A 23,715-nucleotide genomic window follows, 5' to 3' on the forward strand; every position below is an offset into this window, starting at 1 on the left:
TCGCACCTCACACCGGGGTGCGGCCGCCCCCTTCTTGATGTCGATCAATATCTCTCTGAACGCCTGTTCATAGGATGCCTGAGGAAGCAAAACAATAATCAGGACTTCAGGAGATGTACCGATGACTTTCTGGCCGTGGAGTAAAGAGCTTGAAGTGGGAATCGGAGAGATTGATGAACAGCACCGATGGCTGGTGGATAAAACCAATCAGTTACATGCCGCTCTGGAGGCGGGTGCTGATAAAAACGAGCTAGGGGAGATTCTGGAATCCCTGATGGATTACACAATGAACCACTTCATTGTAGAGGAAGATCTTTTCCTGAGGCTGGGCTATCCGGAATCCGACGCCCATAAAGCCGAGCACGATCAGTTCACCAGCAAGGTGATGGGGCTTATCGACCAGCACGAGAATGGCGAAGCCGCCGGTGGTGAAGCCCTGGCATTGCTCAAAGACTGGCTAACGCACCACATCCTTAAAGTGGATAAAGCCTACGTGGAGCACTTTCGCGCTCATGGCGTAGGCTGAGAAACGCAATCCCGCCAACCTGGGCTCAAGCGGCCTCTTCGGCCAGAGTCCGCACCCGCTCAAAGTCCTCCTCGGTAAACACACCATTCACGCCCGATATGGCGGCCAGCTCCATGCCGTGCTTGAGCCCGAGCTTGTAGATCTCCCGCACCTTCTCCCATTCAATGTTTCGGCCGAGAGTGAAGTTCTCGAATCTTGCTTCCAGCGCCAGCACAATCGTCTCCGCCAGACAGGCGTAGGCGATGCCCCGGGGCAAGCCGATGTCCTTCATGCGTACGTCTCCCGGTAGCTGGATTTCCCCGGATTCGATTACCAGCACATCCGGCCGCTTCGCCACATCTTCCGCCGGAATATCCAACGGCCGCGCCACGTCGGTGATCACACAGCCTGGCTTTACCTGCATGATATCCAGGATGCGTTTACCGGCCCCGGACGTAGCGGTAACCACCATATCCATTTCTGAAAGATCCCGATCCGTGGTGGCAGAGACGTGAACGATGGCCCCCGGTGTTTTCAGTTCGATGCTTTCCTTCAGTGCCAGTAACTTCGCCGCCTCCGGAGCAACCATGTAGATTTCATCCACGGCTTTTGCCAGCAGGCGCGCGCACACGGAACCAATGGCGCCTGTGGCCCCGACCACCATCGCCTTACCCGCCATTTTTCCGCTCTTGCCAATACTCACGCGGCCGACTTTTTTGGCGGCATCGTGGGCGGCCCAGAGCGCGCCCGAGGCACTGTAGCTGTTACCCGTAGTGATCGGTAAAGGAGCGCGTTTGGCCACGGTGATGCCGGCGTCACCAACCACTTTGGTGAAGGCACCCAGTCCCATAATCTGGGCCCCAAGTTTCTTGGCCAGTTTTGCCGCCGCCAACAACCGGCTGTAGGTAAACTCCGGGCTGTGGGCCATGATTTCCTTGGGGGTGCCACCTACGGTGATCAACCAACCCTCGGCTTCGTCTCCGGTAGGGGATTTGATGCCGCTTACCTTGGAGTAAATGAAAGGCGGTGTGTAAGCCACAGCTTTTTCCACCAGGTTCATCACGGTGGGTGGTGAAACATTGGCAATCCAGTCCAGCGGTGGGGTTTTGGTCAGGTACTGCTGAGACAACGGATGAATCACGAAGGCGAAACGGTTTACCCTCCGGTAACCGTTGGGGTACAGAATCCGCGGCTCAATTCCCAGGGCCTGAATAACATCCAGGAAGTCGCCTGCACCCAGCTGCTCCGGCGTGCGGGACAAGGCCGCACTAATCATCGCCTCCATCACATTCACGCCCACGGGTCGACCTTCCAACCAAGGGCTGTAGTCCACCACCATGGCGACTTTCCGGGAGCGAAACCAGTCCAGGGCAGACTCCGTAACCCGGGAAGTGATCACGGTTTTACCGTCCAGCTCTTTCTCCGAGAAGGCCTCCAGATCGCCCATGGCACCAACAATCACATGAGAATCCTTCACCGACTCATGCAACGAGCCACGAATGAGCTTTTCGCCCATGCGGTAAATCGGTGTTTTGTGAAGCGCTTCAATGAGCTTGACCGCTGCCGGGCGGAAGGTCACCGGGGCTGTTAACGAGGTATAGGTTTCCAGCTGGCGCAGGGAGGTAAGCAATCTCGGTACGCCGAAATCCAGATAGGGATCGGCAAAAAACAGGTTGTCGGTGTGTTCAGACAACGCCTTGGCAATTCGGTAGCCGGCCTGGCCGTTCAGAAACAGTACCCGGGCGTTGTCAAAAAAGTGCCCCAGCTCTGTCTGCGTATGGCGCACCGCCCATTCCTGCAAGATACCCCGGAGGCCGGCACCGGTCGTCACCGGCTTGTCGGGAACGCAGGCTTCCAGGCGGGCAGTGTCCGGATGTTCCAGCTGTTCACAGCCCACCTGGTAGTGATCATGAATCATGCTCAGGCCAATGGCATCGGCCTCCCCGCAAACGGAATCCAGCACCGCCTCAGCACGCTCCAGGTTGCCATCCGTGCCTACCCGAATGATTCGGAATGGTTGTTTCAGAAACGTGGTTTCCAGTTCGTAATCGTATTCCGATGATCCCTGGCTGACACTAACGACCGTTTTCATGGCGGGGGCATCCTTGTTGTTTTGTTATGCAATCAGTTTAGAAGATGGAGCGCTCAGCTGCTTTAGCTCAGATCAAATAGCAGGCACAAAATAACCGGCTAAACTCATGCTGTGTCGAATTCTCAACCCCCAGTCCGATTCAGGGAGGCTCCATGACCATTCAGGAAGAACTTAACGCCACCATTGCCGATCTCGTGCAACCGGGCAAAGGCATTCTGGCCGCAGACGAAAGCTCCCCTACCATTGCAAAACGCTTCAAGGCTGTCGGCGTGGAATCCACAGAAACCACGCGGCGTGAATACCGCAGCATTATTTTCTCCACGCCCGGCCTTGGCGAACACATCAGCGGCGTGATTCTTTACGAAGAAACCCTGGAACAACTGAGCCTGGAAGACGTTGCTATTCCCAAGCTCCTTGCCAGCCAGGGCATGGTGCCGGGTATCAAGGTCGATCAGGGCAAGGGGCCTCTGGTGAATGCTCCTGGTGACGAGATTACCTACGGGCTGGATAGCCTGGCTGCCCGGCTTGAACACTACAAGTCCATGGGTGCCCGCTTCGCCAAGTGGCGGGATGTGTTTCATATCTCGGACACTCTGCCCTCGTTCCAGGCCATCAAGTCCAACGCCGAGGTGCTGGCCCGCTATGCCGCCGTGTGCCAGTCGATGGGTATTGTGCCGATCGTGGAGCCGGAGGTACTGATTGACGGAAATCACACCATCGAGCGGGCTGCAGAGGTGAGCGAAGACGTATTGCTGGAAGTCTTCAAGGCCCTGCATCGGCACCGGGTGAACCTGGAATGCATGGTGCTGAAGCCCAGCATGGTGACACCGGGCAAGGAATCCGGCAAAGCCACGCCTGAACAGGTTGCCGAAGCGACACTGAGCGTCTTCCGGCGAGTGGTGCCAGCGGCCGTCCCCGGGATATTTTTTCTCTCCGGAGGCCAGACACCTGAAGAATCCACCGAGAACCTCAATGCTCTGAACAGCATGGGCTACCATCCCTGGGAGCTGAGTTTCTCCTACGGCCGGGCCCTGCAGGAACCCGCGCAGAAAGCCTGGGCGGGCAAACTTGAAAACGCCGATGCAGCGCAGGCGGCCATGAAAAAACGGGCCAGGCTCAATGGCCTGGCCCGTTCCGGCAGTTACTCTCCAGAGCTGGAGAGCTCTGACTAAAGCGCTTCAGTTACAGCCGCTCATGCAACCGGCCGCACCATTGAATGCCATGGTGCGGCCACTTAGGGGCACGTGTACGGCCGCAGACACCAGTTCGGTGAACCGGGCCGTGCGCGTGCCGGCTACGACCTTGCCGTTCTCGGTAGCGGCTTCATTGGCGTGCGAGGCGATCACCGCAGCCGGGCTGATCAGGTCGTTGATCACATAGGCCGCTTCCGTGGGCCCGGTGGTAAAGGTATCACCAATGTTTATAACCACCAGCTGCGCGCCGTAGTGCTCCTTCACTACCAGCTTCTGCTCTGCCGTAATGCCCGTGTCGCCAGACAAATATACAACGAGCCCGTTAGAGAATGTCAGCACATAGCCAGTTGGTGGCCCAACACTGGCACTGACACCGGCAGCGGCCAGGTAATCCGCCAGCGGGCCGGTCAGAAACGACGGCGAAACACCGTTGCTGTGTACGGCCGGAACCGTGGTAATGGAGACGCCACCAACGTCCCGACTCCCGCCAAAACGAACCAGAAGTGACTTACCGGGATCACCGCCGCCCTCTTTCAGCTTGGCGGCGAAGAACGCGGGCATCTCGCTGCCAGTGACGATGGTTGAATTCTTTTTCAAGGCGATATCAACGGTATTGGACTGGGGCAAGCTGGAAACCGAGGTCTCCGGATTGCCGCAGCTGCCCTGATTGGTTTTGTCGATTCGCTGGTCGCCTACGTGGTCCCCATGCATGTGGGACACCAGGATAACGTCGATATTACCCAGGCGTGGGTCGTCCGGGCCGGCCACCGTGCGGCCGGCATCGTACAGAATGCGGGTGCCGTTCGGGTCTTCAAAGATCAGTGCGCGATCTCGGCTACAGAATTCACCGTCGTGACTGCCCAATGGCGTAACTTTGACCACAGCGTCGTCGGCCTGGGCTGACGTTGCCACAGAAAGCCCTGCCGCCAAGGCCAGGCCAAGGGCCATCTGGCGTTTCATTGTTTTCATCGTGCCATCCCTCTCGTTTTTCAAAACCGAAAAGATTTACGACAACCACACTGATTCGTACCAGTGTAGTCGAGAGGGGAAAACACGGGGGGTGAGTCAGGCAGCGTTGGTGCGCGGGGTGGGTAAGTCTACCGGCTGGCCCAGGCAAGCCAGCATGGGCGCCACGTCCCGGAGCTTCCGAGCCTGGGGCCAAAGCGCCTCGGCTTCGGCAAAGCCCTGGCGCAGGTAATTGAGCCATTGCTTGATCCGGCCGGTCACATATTTGTCTTCCAGGCGGGTTTGCAGGGCGGCCGCGTATTCCCGCACCAGCACGACAGCCTCTGCCCAGCTCATGGGGTCCCGTGTTTCACCGCTCTGGGAGGCCTTGATCTGGGCCGCCAGGTCTGGCCTGGCGATCAGGCCACGGCCGATCATTACATCGTCGCAGCCGGAGACTTTCCGGCAGCGCCAGTAGTCTTCCACGGTCCAGATTTCGCCATTGGCAATCACATGGCTGTTCACGGCTTCGCGTACCCTGGCGATTTCTTCCCAGTAGGCGGGCGGCTTGTAGCCATCTACTTTGCTGCGGGCGTGAATCACGATTTCCGAGGCCCCGGCGGCTTCCAACGCCTGGCCACAGGCCACACCCATGGAACGGTCGTCATAGCCCAGGCGCATCTTGGCGGTTACCGGAATATCCGCAGGCACGGCTTTGCGAACGGCCGCAGTGATTTCATACATCAGCTCCGGTTCGCGCATTAGCACGCAACCACCTTTGTGTTTGTTCACGGTCTTGGCCGGGCAGCCGAAATTGATGTCCACCTGCCCTGCTCCAAGCTCGGCAGCCTTGGCACCGTGACGGCCCATCATGTCGGCGTTGGAGCCCAGCAGTTGAACGGCCACGGGTGTACCTACTTCTGTGAGCGCACCGTTGTGCAGCTCCGGAGCGTACTTGTAGAAAATCCGGGGCGGCAACATGCCGTGGGTCACGCGAATAAATTCCGTCACGCACCGGTCAATCCCACCGACCTTGGTCAGGGTTTCACGAATGGGTGCGTCGACCAGCCCTTCCATCGGGGCAAGGATGATTCGCATGAAGGCTCCAGAAACTGAGAGAAGTGAATCAGAGTGCGGCTGATCAAAAATCAGGCGGAGCGGATTGTAAGGAATTCGGGGGGAAATAGGTAGCCGGGCATCCCGAAACAGGATGCCCGGCTTATCACTACAGATTTACTTCTTCACGTCGAAGCGGTCATTGTTCATGACCTTGGCCCAGGCGGCAACGAAGTCGTTCACGAACTTCTCCTGGTTGTCGTCCTGAGCGTACACCTCGGCGTAGGAACGCAGGATGGAGTTGGAGCCAAACACCAGGTCTACACGGCTAGCCGTCCACTTGGTGCTACCACTTTTGCGATCCACGATGTCGTAGACATTGTTGCCCTTCGGCACCCAACGGTACGACATGTCGGTCAGGTTCACGAAGAAGTCGTTGGTGAGCTGGCCCTCGCGATCGGTGAACACACCGTGCTTGGTGCCACCGTGGTTGGTACCAAGTACTCGCATACCACCGACCAGTACAGTCATTTCCGGTGCGGTCAGGCCCATCAGCTGCGCCCGATCCAGCAGCATTTCTTCCGGTTTGACCACGTACTCCTTCTTCTGCCAGTTACGGAAGCCATCCGCCAGCGGCTCCAGCGGCTCAAAAGATTCCGCATCCGTCATCTCATCGGTGGCATCGCCACGACCTTTCAGGAAAGGCACGTGTACCGGATAACCTGCCGCTCTGGCAGCCTTTTCGATACCCAGATTACCGCCAAGCACAATGACATCGGCAATGCTGGCACCGGTATCAGCGGAGATCTTTTCGTAAACCTTCAGCACCTTGGCCAGACGCTGGGGCTCGTTGCCTTCCCAGTCCTTCTGGGGGGCCAGGCGAATACGGGCACCATTGGCACCACCGCGCATGTCAGAGCCACGGAAAGTACGGGCGCTGTCCCAGGCCGTTGTGATCAGCTCGTTAAGGGTCAGTCCGGCTTCGTCGATCTTCTCTTTGACCACTTCCTCGATATAGTTGGTCTCGCCCTGGGGAATCGGATCCTGCCAGATCAGATCTTCGGCCGGCACATCCGGGCCGATGTAGCGGGATTTCGGCCCCATATCCCGGTGGGTCAGCTTGAACCAGGCGCGGGCGAAGCAGTCCTTGAAGTACTCCGGGTCCTTCATGAACTTTTCACAGATCGGCCGGAAAGTCGGGTGCATCTTCATGGCCATATCCGCATCGGTCATGATCGGATTGTGGCGCTTGGAAGGATCCGTAGCGTCTACCGGCTTGTGCTCTTCCTTGATATCAATCGGTTCCCACTGGTTGGCACCGGCTGGGCTCTTTTTCAGCTCCCACTCGTAGCCAAACAGCAACTCGAAGTAACCCATGTCAAACTGGGTCGGGTTAGTAGTCCAGGCACCTTCAATACCGGAAGTGATGGCGTTAGCCGCTTTTCCACCCATATTCGGATTGTGCCAGCCCAGGCCCTGCTCGTGCACATCGGCACCTTCAGGCTCGGGGCCAAGGGCGCCGGCATCACCATTACCGTGGGTCTTGCCAACGGTATGCCCACCGGCTGTCAGTGCTGCCGTTTCTTCCGCATTCATCGCCATACGGGCGAAGGTTTCCAGCACCTGGTCACCGGACTTGATCGGATCGGATACGCCGTTAACGCCCTCAGGGTTTACGTAAATTAGACCCATCTGTACCGCTGCCAGCGGATTTTCCATGGTGTCTGGCTTCTCTACGTTCTCATAACGTTCGTCGGAAGGTGCCAGCCACTCCTTCTCAGCACCCCAGTAGATATCTTTCTCCGGATGCCAGATGTCTGCCCGGCCGTACGAGAAACCGAAAGTCTTGAAGCCCATGGATTCATAGGCAATGTTGCCGGCCAGGATAAACAGATCGGCCCAGCTCACCTTGTTGCCATACTTCTTCTTCAAGGGCCAAAGAAGTCTGCGGGCCTTGTCGAGGTTGCCGTTATCAGGCCAGGAATTCAGAGGAGCGAAGCGCTGGTTACCGGTACCACCGCCGCCACGTCCATCGGCCAGTCGGTATGTGCCTGCGGCGTGCCAGGCAAGCCGGATCATCAAACCACCGTAATGCCCCCAGTCAGCCGGCCACCAGTCCTGGCTGTTAGTCATCAAGTCGTGCATGTCTTTTTCGAGGGCTTCGTAGTCGAGTTTCCTGACCTCTTCGCGATAATCGAAGTCTTCCCCCATGGGGTTGGTCTTGTGGTCGTGCTGGTGCAGGATGTCCAGGTTCAGGGCCTCAGGCCACCAGTTGGTATTGTCCTGGGCGTGGGCGGTACTACCGCCGTGCACAACCGGGCACTTACCACCAGAATTCGTCTCACTCATCGTACTCTCCTGCTTCTGCGTCATTGGCAAAAAGGCGTCTATTATTCAAGAGCAACTATCAATATAGATCATTCACAGTTGGCTGCTTGAATGTTTCCTACCGCCAGAATAGTGAAGGACTATCGACTCTCCCGCTTCACTGGCAAATCTGTAACTCACTGGGCAATCGCATAATTCCCGCAGTAATCCGCCAGAATTCCCAGAGAGTCACTCCATGCTACCGATGTGAGATAGGACAACGCTGACATAGGGCAACTCCTGTGTTAACGAGAACACCGTTACCTTACCGCCGACGCCATCAAGAGGAACAATTAATTAAAAATAAATTTACGAGAGCTTTTATTTATCGACTAAAGGCGCTCGATAGAGGTGAACTTTCCGGCATCGTCAAACAGGATGCGGAAGCTGCCACGTACGCCGTCGTTGAGGAAAAAACGGGAGAGAATACGGGCCGGGAAGCGGACAGAACGTCCGTCCCGGGCCGTGGTGTGAACATCGGTGGCCACGCCCTGATAGAGCTTGATCCACTCATCAGGGCTGATGCTGATGTCCACAATGATCTGCTGCATTGGCGATGCCTGGCTCAGTTGGCCAGTTCAAGCAGCAGACGGTTCAGGCGGCTTACGTAGGCGCCCGGGTCTTTCAACTGTTCACCGCTGGCCAGGGTGGCCTGGTCGAACAGAACGGCAGACAGCTCCTTGAAGCGCTGTTCGCCCTGCTCGGTTTCCAGTCGCTGTACCAGCGGATGATCCACGTTGATTTCAAAGATCGGCTTGCTCTCCGGCACTTTCTGGCCTGCAGCTTCCATAATCTTCTTCATCTGGGCACCCATATCGAACTGGCCCACCACCAGGCACGCCGGCGAATCGGTCAGGCGGTTGGTTACCCGTACTTCCTGCACCTGATCTTCCAGAGCGGTCTTGATGCGCTCCAGCAGATCCTTGTGCTCTTTGGCGGCTTCTTCCTGGTGCTTCTTGTCTTCCTCGGTTTCTACCTCGCCCAGGTCCAGGTCACCACGTGCGACATCCTGGAACTGCTTGCCGTCGTATTCGTTCAGGTAACCCATCATCCACTCATCGATACGATCAGACAGGATGAGCACCTCGATGCCCTTCTTGCGGAATACTTCCAGGTGCGGACTACTCTTGGCCGCAGCAAAATTGTCACCGGTGATGTAGTAGATCTTGTTCTGGCCTTCCTTCATCCGGCTGATGTAATCATCCAGAGACACGTTCTGGGTGGCTTCACCGGTATGGGTAGTGGCAAAACGCAGCAGGCCGGCAATCTTTTCGCGATTGCTGAAGTCTTCTGCCGGGCCTTCTTTCAGCACAGTGCCGAACTCATCCCAGAAGCCCTGGTACTCATCGCTGTCTTTCTTGGCCAGCTTGGACAGCATGTCCAGCACCCGCTTGGTCATGGCGGTGCGGATGCTCTCCACGGTGCTGTCGTTCTGCAGGATTTCCCGCGATACGTTCAGGGACAGATCGTTGGAATCGATCACGCCCTTGGCGAACCGCAGGTACAGCGGCAGGAACTGCTCGGCGTCGTCCATGATGAACACGCGCTGCACGTACAGTTTCAGGCCACGGGGCGCTTCCCGGTTGTACAGGTCGAACGGCGCGCGCTTGGGGATGTACAGCAGGCTGGTGTAGTCCAGCTTGCCTTCTACCTTATTGTGGGACCAGGTCAGCGGGTCTTCAAAATCGTGGGCGATGTGTTTGTAGAACTCCTTGTACTCTTCGTCTTTGATCTCAGTACGAGGCAATGTCCACAGGGCGGTGGCATCGTTTACCGTCTCTTCTTCGCCCTTCTTGTCCTCTTCTTCCGATTCGGACTTCATTACCACCGGGAATGAGATGTGGTCAGAGTACTTCTTCACCAGGCTGCGCAGCTTCCAGCCATCGGCAAACTCTTTATCCTCGGATTTCAGGTGCAGCACGATTTCGGTACCACGCTGCTCACGAGTCGCCGGCTCGATGGTGAACTCGCCATCGCCCTTGGATTCCCAGTGCACGCCGTTGTCGGCAGGCTCGCCCGCCTTGCGGGTGAATACTTCCACTTTGTCCGCCACGATGAACGCGGAGTAGAAACCAACACCGAACTGACCGATCAGCTTGCTGTCTTTTTTCTCGTCGCCAGACAGTTGCTTGAGGAACTCGGCGGTGCCGGACTTGGCGATGGTGCCCAGGTTGGCGATCACATCGTCACGGGTCATACCGATGCCGTTGTCGGCGATGGTGATGGTGCCGGCATCTTTATCGTAATCCAGGCGAATCTTGAGATCCGAATCGCCTTCAAACAGCTTGTCGTCTTTCAGGGCAGCGAAGCGCAGTTTGTCTTCGGCGTCTGAGGCGTTAGAGATAAGCTCACGAAGGAAGATCTCTTTGTTCGAGTACAGAGAGTGGATCATCAGGTGAAGCAGTTGCTTCACTTCAGTCTGGAATCCCAGGGTCTCTTTGTTGGCTTCTACCGTCATGGCTGGTTTGGTCTCCTGCTGTGTCACAAATAAAGAAACAGTTTTATGAGCAAGAGAGTGGGGGTTGGCCGGAGTATTTCAACCCCGGCGAGCACCCAAAATCAGTCTTCGAGCAGGAAGTGAGCGCGGGCGGTAGCGATGGGCTGGGAGCGAGACTTCTGCCAGGCGGAGATCATCACATTGGCCACGCGGTTACCCTGGCGGGTAAGCCGGCACTCGGCGTACGTTTCCCGGTTCAGGCCGGCCCGAAGATAGTCGAGGGAGAAATCGACAATTCGGGGCATGCGGAAGGTGTCCTGGGACATAATCAGATAAATAGCCGCAGACATTTCCATAAAACCACCAATCACACCGCCATGAATGGCAGGCAGGATCGGATTGCCCAGGTTCTCTTCCTTTGCGGGCAGGCGGAAGATCAGGTCATCACCAAATCGGTCGCACTGCAGGCCAATCCAGCTGGCGTACGGGATACTCTCCATCATGCGCGAGAAGTCGCCGGTTTCCTGGGTGTAGCGCAGAATTTCCGGGTCGGTCATTCCTCACCTCCGGTGATCAGGTCGCGATAGGATTTCGGCGTGGCTTCTTTGCCAATGCGCATGAAGGTGCCCACGCAATTGGCGATGGTTTCACCCCCCTCCTGATAGGCCTCGCAGCGCGTAAAGATGATGTTACGGGTGATCTTGTAGGTCTCTGCCCTCGCGTACACCGGCTTCCGGGGCTCCGCCGGGCGCATGTAATCCACTCTGAGATCCAGGGTCGGACACAGCTCAAATTCGTCCAGACCACAGATCATTACCGAGCCGGAGGCGGTGTCCATCAGGGTCGTGATAGCGCCACCATGGATAACTCCAGTGTCCGGGTTGCCAATAATCCTGTCGCTGTAAGGCAGCTCCATAACCAGATAGCCTTCACCCGCCTCCGTTGCGTTCAGACCCAGTTCCCTTGCCTGGTTGAGCGTACTGATAAACCGGTTAACCCGGTTTATTCGGGTTTCATCATTCATTCAGGGCTGTCCTGCAGATCAGTTCTTGGATTTTACGTCCGCATCGGCACGGGCGGGTATGGCTTCTTCGAAGACCTTGCCGTCGCGCAGGGCGGATAATGCATCTGAGTGGAATTCTCGGCGGTAGAGTACGTACACCACCAGGGTTGAGGCAGCCATAAAGGCCACCGGATGAATGAACCAGGCCACCACAGCCAGGGCATAGTAGTAAGAACGCAAGCCAAGGTTAAACGCGTCGCCGGCCAGGTTACAGATGTTGCCGGCGCTGCGGGCAAAGGCCTCTCTCGCTGCCGGACTGGTTTTGCTGTCGTCTGGTAGCGGCGCGCTGCCAATCATGACGGCCACGAAATTGTACATTCTCATGGACCAGGTGAACTTGAAAAACGCGTAAATAAAGACCACCAGCAGCACCACCAATCGCAATTCCCAGATTTCACGACTGGGCACAGCGGAAAATGGCATGGTGGCGAAAATTTCCATGGCCTCGCTGGTATAGCCGAGGGCGGTGATAATACCGGCGAGAATCAGCAGACAGCTGGACGCAAAAAACGCTCCGTTGCGTTCCAGGTTACCGACAACCGAGGCGTCTGAAATACGGTTTTCACGCTTGAGCATGACCCGCATCCAGTCTTCCCGGTATAGATCGAGGGTGTTCGACAGACACGAGCGAGAGTTGGCGCGATTGCGCGAATACCAGGTGTACCCTCCCCAGCAGACAAAAAACCAGATCAGTGCCAGAAATTCCAGATAGTAGCTCATTGGGTGGTTAAAAAGCCTGGATTGGGGAGGTAAATAGGGCGAAAACTTACGTTATGATACGCCAAGGGGAGCGCGCCGACCACTGTCTGTCGGGCGGTGCCGACGTCGGAAACCGGTCTGTGCTATAAACTTACCCCAACGTTAAGGAGACTTAAGTGAGACCCGGAATGTTGACCAGATATATCGCGATAGCGGCAATCGCCCTCACACTGACAGGGCTGGGTGGGTGTTCTGTGAACCCGGTAACCGGAGAGAAGCAGCTGTCTCTGATTTCAGAGAACCAGGAGCTGGCAATGGGGGCGGAACAGTACACACCCACGCAACAGACTCAGGGCGGCCGCTTCTATATTGATCCGGAGCTGTCCATTTATGTGCGTGATGTTGGCCAGAAGCTGGCTCGCGTGAGTGACCGACCAGACCTTCCCTATGAATTTGTCGTGCTCAATAACAGCGTGCCCAATGCCTGGGCCCTGCCTGGCGGAAAGATTGCCATCAACCGGGGCCTGCTGGTGGAGCTGGAGGATGAGGCCCAGCTGGCATCGGTGCTGGGCCATGAGATTGTCCATGCCGCGGCTCGCCACAGCGTACAGCGCATGCAACAGGGCATGCTGATCAGCGCAGGCGTGGCCGGGCTGGGCTTCGCCCTTTCAGACAACGAGTGGGCCGGGTTGATCATGGGCGGTGCGGCTCTGGGTGCACAGCTGGCCCTGGCCCAGTACAGCCAAGGGGACGAGTTGGAATCCGATGCCTACGGTATCCGATACATGAAAGAAGCCGGCTATGATCCACAAGCCGCCGTAGAGCTCCAACAGCTGTTTCTGAAGCTATCGGAAGGCCGACAGAGCGGATGGCTGGATGGCCTGTTCGCCACTCACCCTCCCTCTGCCAAGCGGGTTCAGGAAAACCAGGAGCTGGTTCAGAAGATCGGTGCCGGCGGTTATCGCGGCCGGGACGTTTACCAGCATCGTATCGCCAAGCTCAAGGAACTTCAGCCGGCCTACGATGCCCATGATGAAGCGATGAAGCTGGCGTCGGAAGGCAAGTTCGAAGCCGCACTCGATCAGGTCAACAAGGCCATCAAGCTGGAGCCCCGGGAGGCCATGTTCTTTGCCCTGCGCGGCCGGATCTATCGCGGCATGGAGCAGCCGGAGAAGGCCAAGGCCGACTTCGACAAGGCCGTGTCGCTTTATCCGGAGATGTTCCAGTATCAGCTGTACAGCGGTTTGAACGAACTGGAGCTGAACAACCTTGGCAAGGCAAAAAGCCATCTGGAGAAAGCCAATCAGGTGGTACCCACTTCCATTGCCTATCTCCGCCTGGGTGATATCGCGCGGCAACAGGGCCAACGCAGGGAGGCAGCAGCCTATTACTCCACCGCCGCTGAGGCCGGTGGTGATGTGGGGGCTGAAGCTCAGCGCAAGCTGGCCGAACTCAACGAATAGCTGTTTGCAGTGTCAAAAAAAGCCGGGCGCCAATACGCCCGGTTTTTTTATGGTTGTCACATTTGCTGACCTGACACAAAAACCGCGTCAACGATTGCATTGACTTCTAGAGCAATAACTCTAAAAATCAGATTAACCAACAACAATCGGATGGCGACCATGATCGTAAAACGACTTCAGCCAATGATGTCCCACGCACGACGCAGCTATGTTGAGCTGATGTTCCAGGTGATGGGGCGCGCACTGCAGGCAATCAGCGAGGTGGATGAAGCCACCCGAAACGAAACCTGCGAACTGCCGGAGGGCTTCCTGTTCGAGATGCAGGTTATGCCCAACGGGCCAAAACTCATCGTTGAGCACACCGGCAACGGTAAATTGCTCTTCCACGGGGATGAGGCTCCACGCCCCGTTGACCTCTCGATCCAGTTCAAGCATATCGCCCATGCCTTCCTGGTACTGTCGTTTCAGGAGAAGACCTCCGTTGCCTTTGCCAACGACCGCATGCTGGTGGATGGGGATGTGAGTTACGCGGTGCGGATGACCCGGGTTCTCAACCGACTGGAATCCTTCATCCTGCCCAAGTTGATTGCCGAGCGGGCAGTCAAGGAATATCCGGCAACCATCAAATTGCCTGAAAAACTCATCAGTGCCGCCCGCATTTATCTGAAAGTCGCCACCCAATTTGTCGAGACAGTGAGAGCATAATGACCAACAAATACTACGAGTTCTTCTGCCCGGTAAAAGTGATTGCCGGTAAAGCCGCGCTGGAACACATTCCCTACGAACTGACAGGGCTGGCAGCCAAGCGGCCCATGATTGTGACTGACAAAGGGGTGCGCGCGGCGGGCTTGCTCGACCCTGTGATTGCCGCTTGCGAAGAAAGCGGGCTGGAAATTGTCTCCATCTACGACGATGTACCGCCGGATTCCTCCACCTCGGTGGTGAAAGACATTGCCGGCGTTTACCGTAAGGAAAAGTGCGACTCGATCATTGCTGTCGGCGGCGGCTCCGCCATTGATACCGGCAAGGCGGTGAATATTCTGGTGTCCGAAGGCGGTGATGATATTGCCAAATACAGTGGTGCCGGTGTTCTCAAGCATCCGCTCAAGCCGTTCTTTGTGGTGCCTACCACCGCGGGTACTGGTTCCGAAGTGACCTCGGTGGCGGTCATCACCGATGAGAAAAAAGGCGTAAAACTGCCGTTTACCTCATCATTCCTACTGCCGAACGCGGCCATCATCGACCCGCGTATGACCTTGACCCTGCCGCCCCACATTACGGCAGCCACCGCCATGGACGCCCTCACCCACGCTACCGAAGCGTTCACCTGCATGGCCAAGAACCCCTTGAGCGACGCCTATGCCACGGCGGCCATCAAGAAGGTGAGCCAGTCCCTGCTTGCGGTCATGGATAACCCGAAAGACAGTGATGGCCGGCTGGAACTGGCCCAGGCTTCCACCATGGCGGGCATTGCCTTCTCCAACTCCATGGTAGGCCTGGTGCATTCTCTGGGCCACGCTACCGGAGCCATCTGCCACCTGCCCCACGGACTGTGCATGAGCCTGTACCTGCCCTATGTGCTTGAGTTCAACCTTGAGAGCATTCGGGAGCCTTTGGGCGAGTTGCTGCTGTACCTGGAAGGTCCGGACGTCTACTCCGCCACCCCTGCGAGCCGACGTGCCGAGGCCAGTATTTCAGCCATTCGAAAACTGCGGGATGCCCTCTACAAGCGCTGCGAACTGCCCCGTACGTTGAAAGAAACCGGCAAAGTACTGGAAAATCAGCTGGAAAGCATTGCCAAGCTGGCCCTGGACGACGGCTCGATCATGTTCAACCCCCGGGAAGTGAGCCACGAAGATGCCATGGCGGTGCTTCGTCGCGCCTGGGCCTGATACCTCGGAGACATATCTCGCCCCGGCCCTCTCTGGCCGGGGTTAGCCTAAAGTCAGATTCACAATGATTGAAATAAAATAGTAAGAAGGTAATATTTAGCGGGCATTCTGGCAGGGAGTTGGCCGGGTATCGATCTAACCAGCGTATGGGCCTGTCCTATCCAGAGTTCCGCCATGAAGAAACTCCTTTTCAAGCTCTCCTTTACCGCGATCCTGTTGAGCCTGCTAACCACTTTCAGTGGCAATGCCGCTGCCGAAGTGGACAATCAGGAGCGGGTGTTCCGCTTCAACATCTCTCCTAACGGCTACCCACCTTATCTGATCGTTGATGGCAGCAAGCCCTCCGGTATTATGTGGGACGTGGTAAACCTGATTGCCCCCCGCCTGGGCTACGAGGTGGAACCAGTAAAAATCCCCAGAAAACGGGTAGACCCTATGCTTGCCGACGGCTACATTGACGGCACGCCAAGGGCCATAGAGTGGACGGAAGAGCCGGAGAAGTTCCTGTTTACCGACCCGGTCGTTCACGTGGAGGAAGTATTCTTCTTCCCGAAGAGCTCTGAGCTTGAATACAAACACCCCGCAGACCTCTACGGCAAGACGATCGTCACGCCACTGGGATACTACTATCCCTTTCTCGAGCCCTATTTCAAAGATCATCGCATTAAGCGATTTGACGTCTCCAGAGATCGGGAGATTTTCACCTTTGTGCTGCATGGCGAGCAGTTTCACGCAGCGCTTGCGGATCGGCTTGTTGGGCAGTGGATTCTCAAGAACGAAGGACTGACGGAGCACTTTCGCTCCTCTGTGGAAGGAATCAGTCAGTTCGGCTTCCGGATCATGGTGCGTAAAGACTGGGAAGAATTTGCCGAGGCCTTCAACCAGGAGCTGGCGGCCATTCGAGAGAATGGCGAACTCGACGCCATCCTCTCAAACTATCGCTAAGCCTCGATTACTCGAGACGACGCAGCAGCAGCATCGGCGATACGCTAAGCACTGGTCTTAATTGCCAGCGACCAAACAGCGCCAACAGAACGGCAGCGATCAACGGTACCGGCAACATAACCTGCCAGTGCCAGCGGAAGGTGCCTTCGAACATTCCGGCCTGGAGCGCATACACCGCTCCTTCTGCCGCAATCACACCCAGAGTACCGGCAAAGAATCCCAACAGCGCGAATTCCAGCATGGTACTGCGTGCCAGCAATGACTGCTGGCCACCCAGGGTACGCAGCAATGCCCCTTCTCGCTGACGATCTCGCAGCGTAGCGCTGACAACCGCCGCCATTACTACCAGGGCAGCCGCCAGGATAAGCGCCAGGATGGCCTCAATGGCCTGGGTTACCTGCTGCACAATCTGCTGGATGCGATCGATGATATGATCTATCTCAAGCACCGACACCGTCGGGAACTGGCGTGAGAATTCATTCAGAGCCAGTTTGTTATCAGGATTCAGATAGAACGCGGTAATCCAGGTGGCGGGCATATCGGTCAGACCGCCGTTGGGCGGGAAGGCCATGTAGAAATTCGGCTTCATGCTGTCCCACTGCACGGTACGAATACTCGTTACCGGCTCGGTTACCTTGCTGGAGCCGATGGTGAAGGTCAGCCGATCACCCAGCTGCAAACCGAGTTTCTCCGCCAGCTCAGCTTCTACCGAAACCCCCTCGGTTTCGCCCGGCCCGAACCACTGGCCATCCACAATCCGGTTGTCTTCCGGCAGGTCCGGCATCCAGGTCAGATTCAGCTCCCGGTTCAGCGCACCAACCCGCTCATCCTTGCTGACCGCTTCTTTCACCGGCTCGCCGTTCAGTTCGGTCAGGCGACCGCGAACCATCGGATAAAGCGTCTCCAGGGGCGCGCCGCGAGTGGCCCAGAATGCCTCAACATCATCCACCGCATCCGGGGCAATGTTGATCAGGAAATGGTTTGGCGCGTCGTCCGGCAATTGGGCCTGCCAGTCGTCCAGCAGCGAGGAGCGCACCAACACCAGCGTGGCTGCCAGCATCAGGGTCATGGCAAAGACCGCCATCTGCGCCATGCTGGCACGGCGATGCCGGTATAAGCCCACCAGGGCCAGGCGCCAGGAGTTGCCGCCACCCTTCACTCTGCGCAACAGGGCGACCATGCCCCACCCCAGCAGACCGAGCACACCCAGCAGCAGTACCAGCCCGCCCAAAAGTGCGGCCACCAGCATCAGCTCGCCGGCGTACATCCATACCAACCCAAACACGGCGACCACCGCCAGCAGGATATCCGGAATGGCTTCCCGGCCGGTTTCGCCGGGCTGGGAGCGTAATACCCGCATGGCGGGAACATTACGCAGGCGGCGAATGGGCGGATAGGCAAACGCGAATAGAGAAACCAGTGCCGTCAGCAAGGCGGGCGTTAATGCCGCCGGATCCAGATAAAAATCCACCGGCCGTTCCAGCACGTCACTGAGCAAGCGCACCAGCAGCCAGAACAACGGCAACGCCACCGCCAGACCGCCCAACACACCGACGACACCCCACAGAGTGAGGCGCCGCAGGTAGAGCTCACCAATGCCCCGGCTGGATAATCCAAGGTTTTTCAGCAATGCCACCGTGTCCCTCTGAGACAGAGCGTATTGCCGGCTGGCTACGGCCACGGCTACCGCCGCCAGCAACACCGCAAGACTGCCGCCCAGCAGCAGAAAGCGTTCGGCCCGCTCCAGGGAGCGCGAGAAGGTTTCACCGTCTCTGACCCCTTCCCACTCGTGACTGGGCTCCAGCTGTGGTTCCAGCCACTGGTAGTAGTCATCAAGCACACCTTCGTCACCGGCAAACAGGTAGACGTATTCCACCCGGCTACCTTCCTGGACCACACCGGTGGCGGCAACATCATCCACATGTATCATCACCCGTGGCGCCAATGATGAGAGCCGGAAGCCCCCATCCGGCTCGCGGATCAGCAAGCGAGTAATTTCCAGCTTCAGATTGCCGACTTCCAGAGTATCGCCGATGTCCAGTTCGAGCAGACGCAGCAACCGTGGATTCACCCACACCTGGCCGGGGCCGGGGCCCTGACTGACAATCTGTCTCGGCTCTTCAGCACCGGGCTGGATCTCGATTTCGCCGCGCAACGGATATTCGTCGCTCACGGCTTTGACCGAGACCAGCTGAAACCCGCTTTCTCCGAAGACCATGGTGGAGAACTCCACCATGCGCCCGGTTTCCAGGCCTCGGGACTGGGCATTCTCTAACCATTCCTGTGGGATCGGACGGCCGTTCTCGGCTTCCAGTTGCCGATCTGCCGCCAGAAAAGAACTGGCAGACGATACCAGGGTTCGCTGCAGCTGACTGGCGAACAGCGCAATCGTGGCCACGGTGGCAACAGCAATAATCAGCGCAACCAGCACCACACGAACGTCGCGTTCGCGCCAGTCACGGCTCACGGACATGAGTTTTTTTGAGGCTCCCATCAGTGTGCCGGCTCCCCGGCCAGATCCGGCTCAGTCAGCATGCCCGCCTCGATGTGCAGCTGCCGGCCGCAACGTTCGGCAAGGTGTTCATCATGGGTAACCATCACCAGTGTGGTGCCCTGCTCCCGGTTCAGATCCATCAGCAGGTCAGACACCGCCTGCCCGGTCCGGTTATCCAGATTGCCCGTGGGCTCATCGGCAAACAGAATGGCGGGGTCGGATGCAAAGGCACGCGCAATCGCAACCCGCTGCTGCTCGCCACCGGACAACTGACGAGGGGTATGGTTCAGCCGTTCACCCAAGCCGACCCGTTCAAGCAGCTCTCTGGCACGCTGCTCCGGCGCTTCCATGCCGGCCAATTCCAGCGGCAGCATCACATTTTCCAGCGCGGTCAACGCCGGCAGCAACTGGAACGACTGGAACACAAACCCGACCCGACGGGCCCGGAGCTTGGCACGCTCGTCTTCACTCAGCTTGCTGATTACCGATCCATCCAGCTCTACGGTACCTTCGGTGGGCGTGTCCAGGCCAGCAAGCAACCCAAGCAGCGTGGTTTTACCGGAACCAGACCGACCGACAATGGCTACGGACTCTCCCCGATTGATTTCCAGACTGACCCCCTGCAAGATCGTGAGCGTATCGGTTTCCAGGCTGACCCGATGGGTCAGATCAGACACCCGCAACATCGGGCTGCTATCGGTATTACTGGGATCCGTCATCTGGTTCACGGTTGCTCCGTTGTCTGTATTGTTGAATCTGTAAAGGGTATATGAATTTACTATGCATACGATATCGCTGTACGTCAGATCAATCGCACTCTCGGCCCTGCTTCTTATCGCCCTGCCTGTTCTGGCCAGCCAGAACACGGTGCTGGTACTGGGCGACAGCCTGAGTGCCGCCTATGGCGTACCCTCGGAAACCGCGTGGGTAGAGCTGCTGCGGGATCGCATCGAGAGCCAGGATCTGGACTGGACCGTGGTGAATGCCAGCATCAGCGGTGAAACCACCGACGGTGGCCTGCGGCGCCTGCCAGGCCTGCTGGAAGCCCACGACCCAACCATTGTCGTCATTGAGCTGGGCGGCAATGATGGTTTGCGAGGCTTCCCTCCCAACGTAATCGAATCCAACCTGGCGAACATGATCGAACAGGTGCGTGATACCGGCGCCACCCCTTTGCTGGTGGGCATGCAGATCCCGCCTAACTACGGCCAGCGCTACACCACCATGTTCGCCGATATCTTTCCGACCCTGTCTGACCGCTACAATACGGTTCTGGTTCCCTTCTTCCTGGACGGTATCTACGATCAGGACGGGTTGATGCAAGGTGATGGCATTCACCCGACGGAAGAAGCGCAACCCCGGCTGCTGGATAACATCTGGCCCAAGCTGGAACCGCTGCTGAACAACCAGGCCAGCAGCTGATAACTCAGATTACCTGCCGGACAAACCCTAAAGCTCGGCGTTCAGACCAGTAGTAACCGTCCCGGGCATGTTGGACAAACCCCACATGCCCGCCCCACTTCGGGATTTCCATCTGGACGTAATGTCCCAATACCCGGCGACTGTCCGGAAAACAGCGGGCCGAAAGGAACGGGTCATCTGCTGCATTCACTACCAGAGCTGGCACCCGGATATCACTCAACCGAAACAGAGCAGAACACCGGGCCCAATAGTCGGCCGCGTCCTGGAATCCATGCAGTGGTGCCGTGTAACGATTATCGAATTCGTGAAAACTCCGGATATTTTCAAAACCGCTAACGTCTATCAGATCAGGGAATTTTTCAGCTTTTTCCCGCATTTTGACCTGTAGATCGGTTAAAAATCGCTGCATGTAGATACGCCGGCTGGGCAGTGCGAGCACGTCCGCGCTGCCCGCCAGATCCACAGGCACTGAGTAGGTCACCGCACCACTGATACGGCTGTCCACACGCTCGCCCTGCTCGCCCAGGTACAGCAGCGTGAGATTCCCTCCCATACTGAAACCTGACAGGAAGAGGTTCTGATACCGCCGCCCCAGCGCATGACTGACAACGGCATGCAGATCCGAAGTGGCGCCACTGTGGTAGAAGCGCGGCTGGTGGTTCATCACCCCGCCGCAAGACCGAAAGTTCCATGCCAGCACGTCCCAGCCATCGGCCATCAATGCCCTGGCCAGGCCAAGCACGTAGGGCCGGCGGCTGTGGCCTTCCAGCCCATGGGATATCACCGCCAGCCGGTCACTGCCCTGGCGATACCAGTCCAGATGCAGTTCGTCGTCATCGTCGGTGGCCAGTATGTCGGTTTCCGGTTCCGGCAGGGTCACTTTCCGGAACAGGGTCGGCCATACCGACTGGACGTGGCCATTACGCAACCACACCGGCGGACGATAGGCTTCAAGCTTAGCTTTGTGCAAATTTTGACCTTTCATTTCAGGGGGTTGACGAACCTGATTAAAGTACTTAATATGCGCGCCACATTGATGCTGTTCCCCGATAGCTCAGTTGGTAGAGCAACGGACTGTTAATCCGTTTGTCGCTGGTTCGAGCCCAGCTCGGGGAGCCACTTATTCCGAAAGGCCGCTGATCAGATATCAGCGGCCTTTTTTTTGGGGCCTCAGAAAACCTCGGCCCGCTGCATGAACTCCCGCAACACCTGGAACAGCGTATAACCATCCCGTGTACCGATCATTTCACGAATCGAGTGCATGGCAAACTGGGGTACGCCGATATCCAGCGTGGTCACGCCAAGATTTCCCGCGGTCAACGGCCCGATCGTGCTGCCACACCCCATGTCACTACGCACCACAAATGTCTGGTGCGGCAACCCCAGTTCATCGCTGATGTGGCGATACAGGGCGGCGGAACGACTGTTGGTGGCGTAACGCTGATTGTGGTTTACCTTGATGACCGGCCCCTGATTCAACAATGGCCCATGATTCTCGTCATGTCGGTCTGCGTAGTTTGGATGGATACCGTGGGCGTTATCCGCGGAAATCATCATGGAACGAGCAATGGCACGGGTTTTCCCGGCGCCACACCAGCGGTCCAGCACCGCCGTGAGAAACGGCCCCTGGGCACCTTCGGCGGACATACTGCCCACTTCCTCATGGTCGTTACACACCAGCAGTGCCGGCTCATCACCGGAGGTTTCCAGCAAGGCCTGCAGGCCGATGTAACAACTGAGCAGGTTATCAAGCCGTGCAGAGGCCAGGAACTCTTCACGCAGCCCCACCAGAGCCGCACCCTGGGCATCGTAGAAACTCAGTTCATAGCCCAGAATCTTGCTGGTCTGCAGCCCGGATTCTTTGGCAATCTGCTGTTTCAGCAACTCGGCAAAGGTGGTGGTATCGGTTTCCGGCACCTGCATAACCACCGGCGGAAGATCAGTCTGGGCATTAACGGTACGGCTGCTGTTCGCCTCCCGGTCCAGATGAATGGCCAGGCTCGGAATGATCGCCACCGGCTTGCGGAAATTCACCAGGGTGTCCCGTACTTTGCCGTTGTCGTCCAATACCGTCACACGGCCGGCCAAAGAAAGATCCCGGTCAAACCAGGGGTTCAGCAATACGCCCCCATACACTTCCACACCCAACTGGAAAAAGCCCTTGCGGCGAATCTCAGGGTTCGGTTTGACCTTCAGGCAGGGGCTGTCGGTATGGGCTCCCACCATCCGGATGCCGGAACTGACCACATCCTTGGTGCCGGTACGGAAGGCAACAATAGACGAGCCATTACGGGTTACGTAGTAGCCCTGCCCTGGCTGCAACGACCATTCTTCGCGCTCGTCCAGCGGTTGAAATCCCGCTGCTTCAAGACGCGTTTTCATGGTATTGACCGCGTGCCACGGAGTCGGCGAGGCATTCAAAAACTCAATCAAGTCTTTATTGAATTCAGTGTGTTCCATGATCTTCCTGATTGCATGATAATGGCGGCTACAGTATGGCATGAAGCCGCGCCGGCTCCTACCGGGTACGCTGCGCACCGCCATAAGCACTCACCGAAGATTCCGGAGTTCACTGTGTCGCTACCCCGCTTTCTGGATATCGAATACTGCCAGACCGACGACGCCCTGTTTCCCACGGCCATCGCCTGGTCCCTTGCAGACGGCCAGATGAAAACCGTGGTAATTGCACCGGAGGATGCCTGGTTGCCCGAAGATGGCGACCTGGGCGATGTAGACCTGCTGTATCTGGAAGAACAGGGGGTCCCCCTGCTGGAACTGGCCAGGGAGCTGCACGAGGATCTGCCGGACCAGACCGTATACGTGGATGGACTGGATCCGGACGAAATCCTGATAGACCTGATCTTCAGTGCCGTTCGCCAGGAGGCCCCGTTTGAAATCGCCCCCATTTCCGAGCTGATTACCGGCCTGGACAGCGAAGCACTGGAAGACCGCCGCCGGCAGTTGCTCTTTGATGAAGGGCTTGAACCGCAGCTGCCGGAAAACGGCGTATATTCCCTGCTGTTGCTGGCCCGTGAGGAAGGCTACCTGGAGGATTGAGGTCCGGCCCCTGATCACGGGGAACTGTGACATGAGTCCGCGTAACATTGCGTTACACAAGGCAGAATCGGGCGTCAGTACCGTT

At 57.4% G+C, this 23,715-nt stretch carries 21 protein-coding genes and 1 tRNA gene; 9 read left to right on the forward strand and 13 right to left on the reverse strand.

All coding sequences use genetic code 11. The annotated features are described in order from the left end of the window. Positions 1-121 precede the first annotated feature (121 nt). Positions 122-526, forward strand: coding sequence for a bacteriohemerythrin (locus ACF8YQ_RS10090; RefSeq protein WP_396621290.1), 405 nt, complete (start codon positions 122-124; stop codon positions 524-526). Between the two features lie 25 nt (positions 527-551). Here the strand turns inward: ACF8YQ_RS10090 and ACF8YQ_RS10095 are convergent, their stop codons facing one another. Then, positions 552-2,597 (reverse strand): dehydrogenase, encoded by a 2,046-nt coding sequence (locus ACF8YQ_RS10095; protein ID WP_396621291.1) that lies wholly within the window; start codon positions 2,595-2,597, stop codon positions 552-554. Positions 2,598-2,749: 152 nt separating this feature from the next. Between ACF8YQ_RS10095 and ACF8YQ_RS10100 the strand changes: the two genes are divergently transcribed. Then, the gene (locus ACF8YQ_RS10100) at positions 2,750-3,769 is read left to right on the forward strand and encodes a class I fructose-bisphosphate aldolase (protein ID WP_396621292.1); all 1,020 of its coding nucleotides are present in this window, start codon (positions 2,750-2,752) and stop codon (positions 3,767-3,769) included. A 6-nt stretch (positions 3,770-3,775) separates the two neighbouring features. Here ACF8YQ_RS10100 and ACF8YQ_RS10105 read toward each other — a convergent pair whose 3' ends face one another. From ACF8YQ_RS10105 to ACF8YQ_RS10140, 8 genes are all read right to left on the reverse strand, one after another. Continuing rightward, positions 3,776-4,750, reverse strand: a complete 975-nt coding sequence (locus ACF8YQ_RS10105) for an MBL fold metallo-hydrolase (protein WP_396623293.1) — start codon at positions 4,748-4,750, stop codon at positions 3,776-3,778. A gap of 105 nt (positions 4,751-4,855) precedes the next feature. Then, positions 4,856-5,833: a tRNA dihydrouridine synthase gene (locus tag ACF8YQ_RS10110; protein ID WP_396621293.1), complete on the reverse strand. Its 978-nt coding sequence runs from the start codon at positions 5,831-5,833 to the stop codon at positions 4,856-4,858. 135 nt (positions 5,834-5,968) lie between these two features. Then, complete coding sequence (katG, locus tag ACF8YQ_RS10115; protein WP_396621294.1) at positions 5,969-8,140, reverse strand: catalase/peroxidase HPI; 2,172 nt, start codon at positions 8,138-8,140, stop codon at positions 5,969-5,971. 350 nt (positions 8,141-8,490) lie between these two features. Continuing rightward, on the reverse strand, positions 8,491-8,709 hold the full coding sequence (locus tag ACF8YQ_RS10120) for a DUF2835 domain-containing protein (RefSeq protein WP_011784565.1): 219 nt from the start codon (positions 8,707-8,709) through the stop codon (positions 8,491-8,493). Between the two features lie 14 nt (positions 8,710-8,723). Beyond that, the gene (gene htpG / locus ACF8YQ_RS10125; RefSeq protein WP_396621295.1) at positions 8,724-10,616 is read right to left on the reverse strand and encodes a molecular chaperone HtpG; all 1,893 of its coding nucleotides are present in this window, start codon (positions 10,614-10,616) and stop codon (positions 8,724-8,726) included. A gap of 101 nt (positions 10,617-10,717) precedes the next feature. Continuing rightward, complete coding sequence (locus ACF8YQ_RS10130; protein WP_011784563.1) at positions 10,718-11,152, reverse strand: PaaI family thioesterase; 435 nt, start codon at positions 11,150-11,152, stop codon at positions 10,718-10,720. Beyond that, positions 11,149-11,619 carry a PaaI family thioesterase gene (locus ACF8YQ_RS10135; RefSeq protein ID WP_011784562.1) on the reverse strand — a complete coding sequence of 157 codons (471 nt, stop codon included), beginning with the start codon at positions 11,617-11,619 and terminating at the stop codon, positions 11,149-11,151. Before ACF8YQ_RS10135 ends, ACF8YQ_RS10130 begins: the two co-directional genes overlap by 4 nt. An 18-nt stretch (positions 11,620-11,637) precedes the next feature. After that, positions 11,638-12,378 (reverse strand): DUF599 domain-containing protein, encoded by a 741-nt coding sequence (locus tag ACF8YQ_RS10140; protein ID WP_014421798.1) that lies wholly within the window; start codon positions 12,376-12,378, stop codon positions 11,638-11,640. A gap of 167 nt (positions 12,379-12,545) precedes the next feature. Between ACF8YQ_RS10140 and ACF8YQ_RS10145 the strand changes: the two genes are divergently transcribed. From ACF8YQ_RS10145 to ACF8YQ_RS10160, 4 genes are all read left to right on the forward strand, one after another. Further along, a complete protein-coding gene (locus ACF8YQ_RS10145; protein ID WP_396621296.1) occupies positions 12,546-13,820 on the forward strand; it encodes a M48 family metalloprotease in 1,275 nt (424 codons plus the stop codon). Between the two features lie 159 nt (positions 13,821-13,979). Further along, the gene (locus tag ACF8YQ_RS10150; protein ID WP_396621297.1) at positions 13,980-14,525 is read left to right on the forward strand and encodes a hypothetical protein; all 546 of its coding nucleotides are present in this window, start codon (positions 13,980-13,982) and stop codon (positions 14,523-14,525) included. Then, positions 14,525-15,712 carry an iron-containing alcohol dehydrogenase gene (locus tag ACF8YQ_RS10155; protein ID WP_396621298.1) on the forward strand — a complete coding sequence of 396 codons (1,188 nt, stop codon included), beginning with the start codon at positions 14,525-14,527 and terminating at the stop codon, positions 15,710-15,712. Before ACF8YQ_RS10150 ends, ACF8YQ_RS10155 begins: the two co-directional genes overlap by 1 nt. A 174-nt stretch (positions 15,713-15,886) precedes the next feature. Then, positions 15,887-16,657, forward strand: coding sequence for a substrate-binding periplasmic protein (locus ACF8YQ_RS10160; protein WP_396621299.1), 771 nt, complete (start codon positions 15,887-15,889; stop codon positions 16,655-16,657). A 7-nt stretch (positions 16,658-16,664) separates the two neighbouring features. Here ACF8YQ_RS10160 and ACF8YQ_RS10165 read toward each other — a convergent pair whose 3' ends face one another. Both ACF8YQ_RS10165 and ACF8YQ_RS10170 read right to left on the reverse strand, forming a co-directional pair. Then, entirely contained in the window at positions 16,665-19,151 is a 2,487-nt protein-coding gene (locus ACF8YQ_RS10165; protein WP_396621300.1) for an ABC transporter permease, read from the reverse strand. Beyond that, positions 19,151-19,870: an ABC transporter ATP-binding protein gene (locus tag ACF8YQ_RS10170; protein WP_396623294.1), complete on the reverse strand. Its 720-nt coding sequence runs from the start codon at positions 19,868-19,870 to the stop codon at positions 19,151-19,153. The genes ACF8YQ_RS10165 and ACF8YQ_RS10170 overlap by 1 nt, the downstream gene beginning before the upstream one ends. 61 nt (positions 19,871-19,931) lie before the next feature. Between ACF8YQ_RS10170 and ACF8YQ_RS10175 the strand changes: the two genes are divergently transcribed. After that, positions 19,932-20,573 carry an arylesterase gene (locus ACF8YQ_RS10175; protein ID WP_011784554.1) on the forward strand — a complete coding sequence of 214 codons (642 nt, stop codon included), beginning with the start codon at positions 19,932-19,934 and terminating at the stop codon, positions 20,571-20,573. Positions 20,574-20,577: 4 nt separating this feature from the next. Here ACF8YQ_RS10175 and ACF8YQ_RS10180 read toward each other — a convergent pair whose 3' ends face one another. Then, positions 20,578-21,543, reverse strand: coding sequence for a YheT family hydrolase (locus ACF8YQ_RS10180; protein WP_227548918.1), 966 nt, complete (start codon positions 21,541-21,543; stop codon positions 20,578-20,580). Positions 21,544-21,616: 73 nt separating this feature from the next. Here ACF8YQ_RS10180 and ACF8YQ_RS10185 point away from each other — a divergent pair. Then, positions 21,617-21,692, forward strand: a tRNA-Asn gene (locus ACF8YQ_RS10185). 51 nt (positions 21,693-21,743) lie between these two features. Here ACF8YQ_RS10185 and ACF8YQ_RS10190 read toward each other — a convergent pair. Continuing rightward, the gene (locus tag ACF8YQ_RS10190) at positions 21,744-23,033 is read right to left on the reverse strand and encodes a M18 family aminopeptidase (protein ID WP_153741069.1); all 1,290 of its coding nucleotides are present in this window, start codon (positions 23,031-23,033) and stop codon (positions 21,744-21,746) included. A gap of 114 nt (positions 23,034-23,147) precedes the next feature. Here ACF8YQ_RS10190 and ACF8YQ_RS10195 point away from each other — a divergent pair, with 114 nt between their 5' ends. Beyond that, complete coding sequence (locus ACF8YQ_RS10195; protein WP_014421807.1) at positions 23,148-23,630, forward strand: hypothetical protein; 483 nt, start codon at positions 23,148-23,150, stop codon at positions 23,628-23,630. Positions 23,631-23,715 lie beyond the last annotated feature (85 nt).

Origin of the sequence: Marinobacter sp. W-8 (genome assembly GCF_044342215.1) — a bacterium.
Classification (GTDB): domain Bacteria; phylum Pseudomonadota; class Gammaproteobacteria; order Pseudomonadales; family Oleiphilaceae; genus Marinobacter; species Marinobacter nauticus.

Excerpts from the sequence above, each read along its gene's own strand:
- htpG (WP_396621295.1), bottom strand. The coding sequence starts at position 10,616 with ATGACGGTAGAAGCCAACAAAGAGACCCTGGGATTCCAGACTGAAGTG.
- ACF8YQ_RS10150 (WP_396621297.1), top strand. The coding sequence starts at position 13,980 with ATGATCGTAAAACGACTTCAGCCAATGATGTCCCACGCACGACGCAGC.
- ACF8YQ_RS10165 (WP_396621300.1), bottom strand. The coding sequence starts at position 19,151 with ATGGGAGCCTCAAAAAAACTCATGTCCGTGAGCCGTGACTGGCGCGAA.
- ACF8YQ_RS10145 (WP_396621296.1), top strand. The coding sequence starts at position 12,546 with ATGTTGACCAGATATATCGCGATAGCGGCAATCGCCCTCACACTGACA.
- ACF8YQ_RS10105 (WP_396623293.1), bottom strand. The coding sequence starts at position 4,750 with ATGAAACGCCAGATGGCCCTTGGCCTGGCCTTGGCGGCAGGGCTTTCT.
- ACF8YQ_RS10090 (WP_396621290.1), top strand. The coding sequence starts at position 122 with ATGACTTTCTGGCCGTGGAGTAAAGAGCTTGAAGTGGGAATCGGAGAG.
- ACF8YQ_RS10100 (WP_396621292.1), top strand. The coding sequence starts at position 2,750 with ATGACCATTCAGGAAGAACTTAACGCCACCATTGCCGATCTCGTGCAA.
- ACF8YQ_RS10135 (WP_011784562.1), bottom strand. The coding sequence starts at position 11,619 with ATGAATGATGAAACCCGAATAAACCGGGTTAACCGGTTTATCAGTACG.
- ACF8YQ_RS10160 (WP_396621299.1), top strand. The coding sequence starts at position 15,887 with ATGAAGAAACTCCTTTTCAAGCTCTCCTTTACCGCGATCCTGTTGAGC.
- ACF8YQ_RS10155 (WP_396621298.1), top strand. The coding sequence starts at position 14,525 with ATGACCAACAAATACTACGAGTTCTTCTGCCCGGTAAAAGTGATTGCC.
- ACF8YQ_RS10110 (WP_396621293.1), bottom strand. The coding sequence starts at position 5,833 with ATGCGAATCATCCTTGCCCCGATGGAAGGGCTGGTCGACGCACCCATT.
- ACF8YQ_RS10130 (WP_011784563.1), bottom strand. The coding sequence starts at position 11,152 with ATGACCGACCCGGAAATTCTGCGCTACACCCAGGAAACCGGCGACTTC.
- ACF8YQ_RS10175 (WP_011784554.1), top strand. The coding sequence starts at position 19,932 with ATGCATACGATATCGCTGTACGTCAGATCAATCGCACTCTCGGCCCTG.
- ACF8YQ_RS10170 (WP_396623294.1), bottom strand. The coding sequence starts at position 19,870 with ATGACGGATCCCAGTAATACCGATAGCAGCCCGATGTTGCGGGTGTCT.
- ACF8YQ_RS10140 (WP_014421798.1), bottom strand. The coding sequence starts at position 12,378 with ATGAGCTACTATCTGGAATTTCTGGCACTGATCTGGTTTTTTGTCTGC.
- katG (WP_396621294.1), bottom strand. The coding sequence starts at position 8,140 with ATGAGTGAGACGAATTCTGGTGGTAAGTGCCCGGTTGTGCACGGCGGT.
- ACF8YQ_RS10120 (WP_011784565.1), bottom strand. The coding sequence starts at position 8,709 with ATGCAGCAGATCATTGTGGACATCAGCATCAGCCCTGATGAGTGGATC.
- ACF8YQ_RS10095 (WP_396621291.1), bottom strand. The coding sequence starts at position 2,597 with ATGAAAACGGTCGTTAGTGTCAGCCAGGGATCATCGGAATACGATTAC.
- ACF8YQ_RS10190 (WP_153741069.1), bottom strand. The coding sequence starts at position 23,033 with ATGGAACACACTGAATTCAATAAAGACTTGATTGAGTTTTTGAATGCC.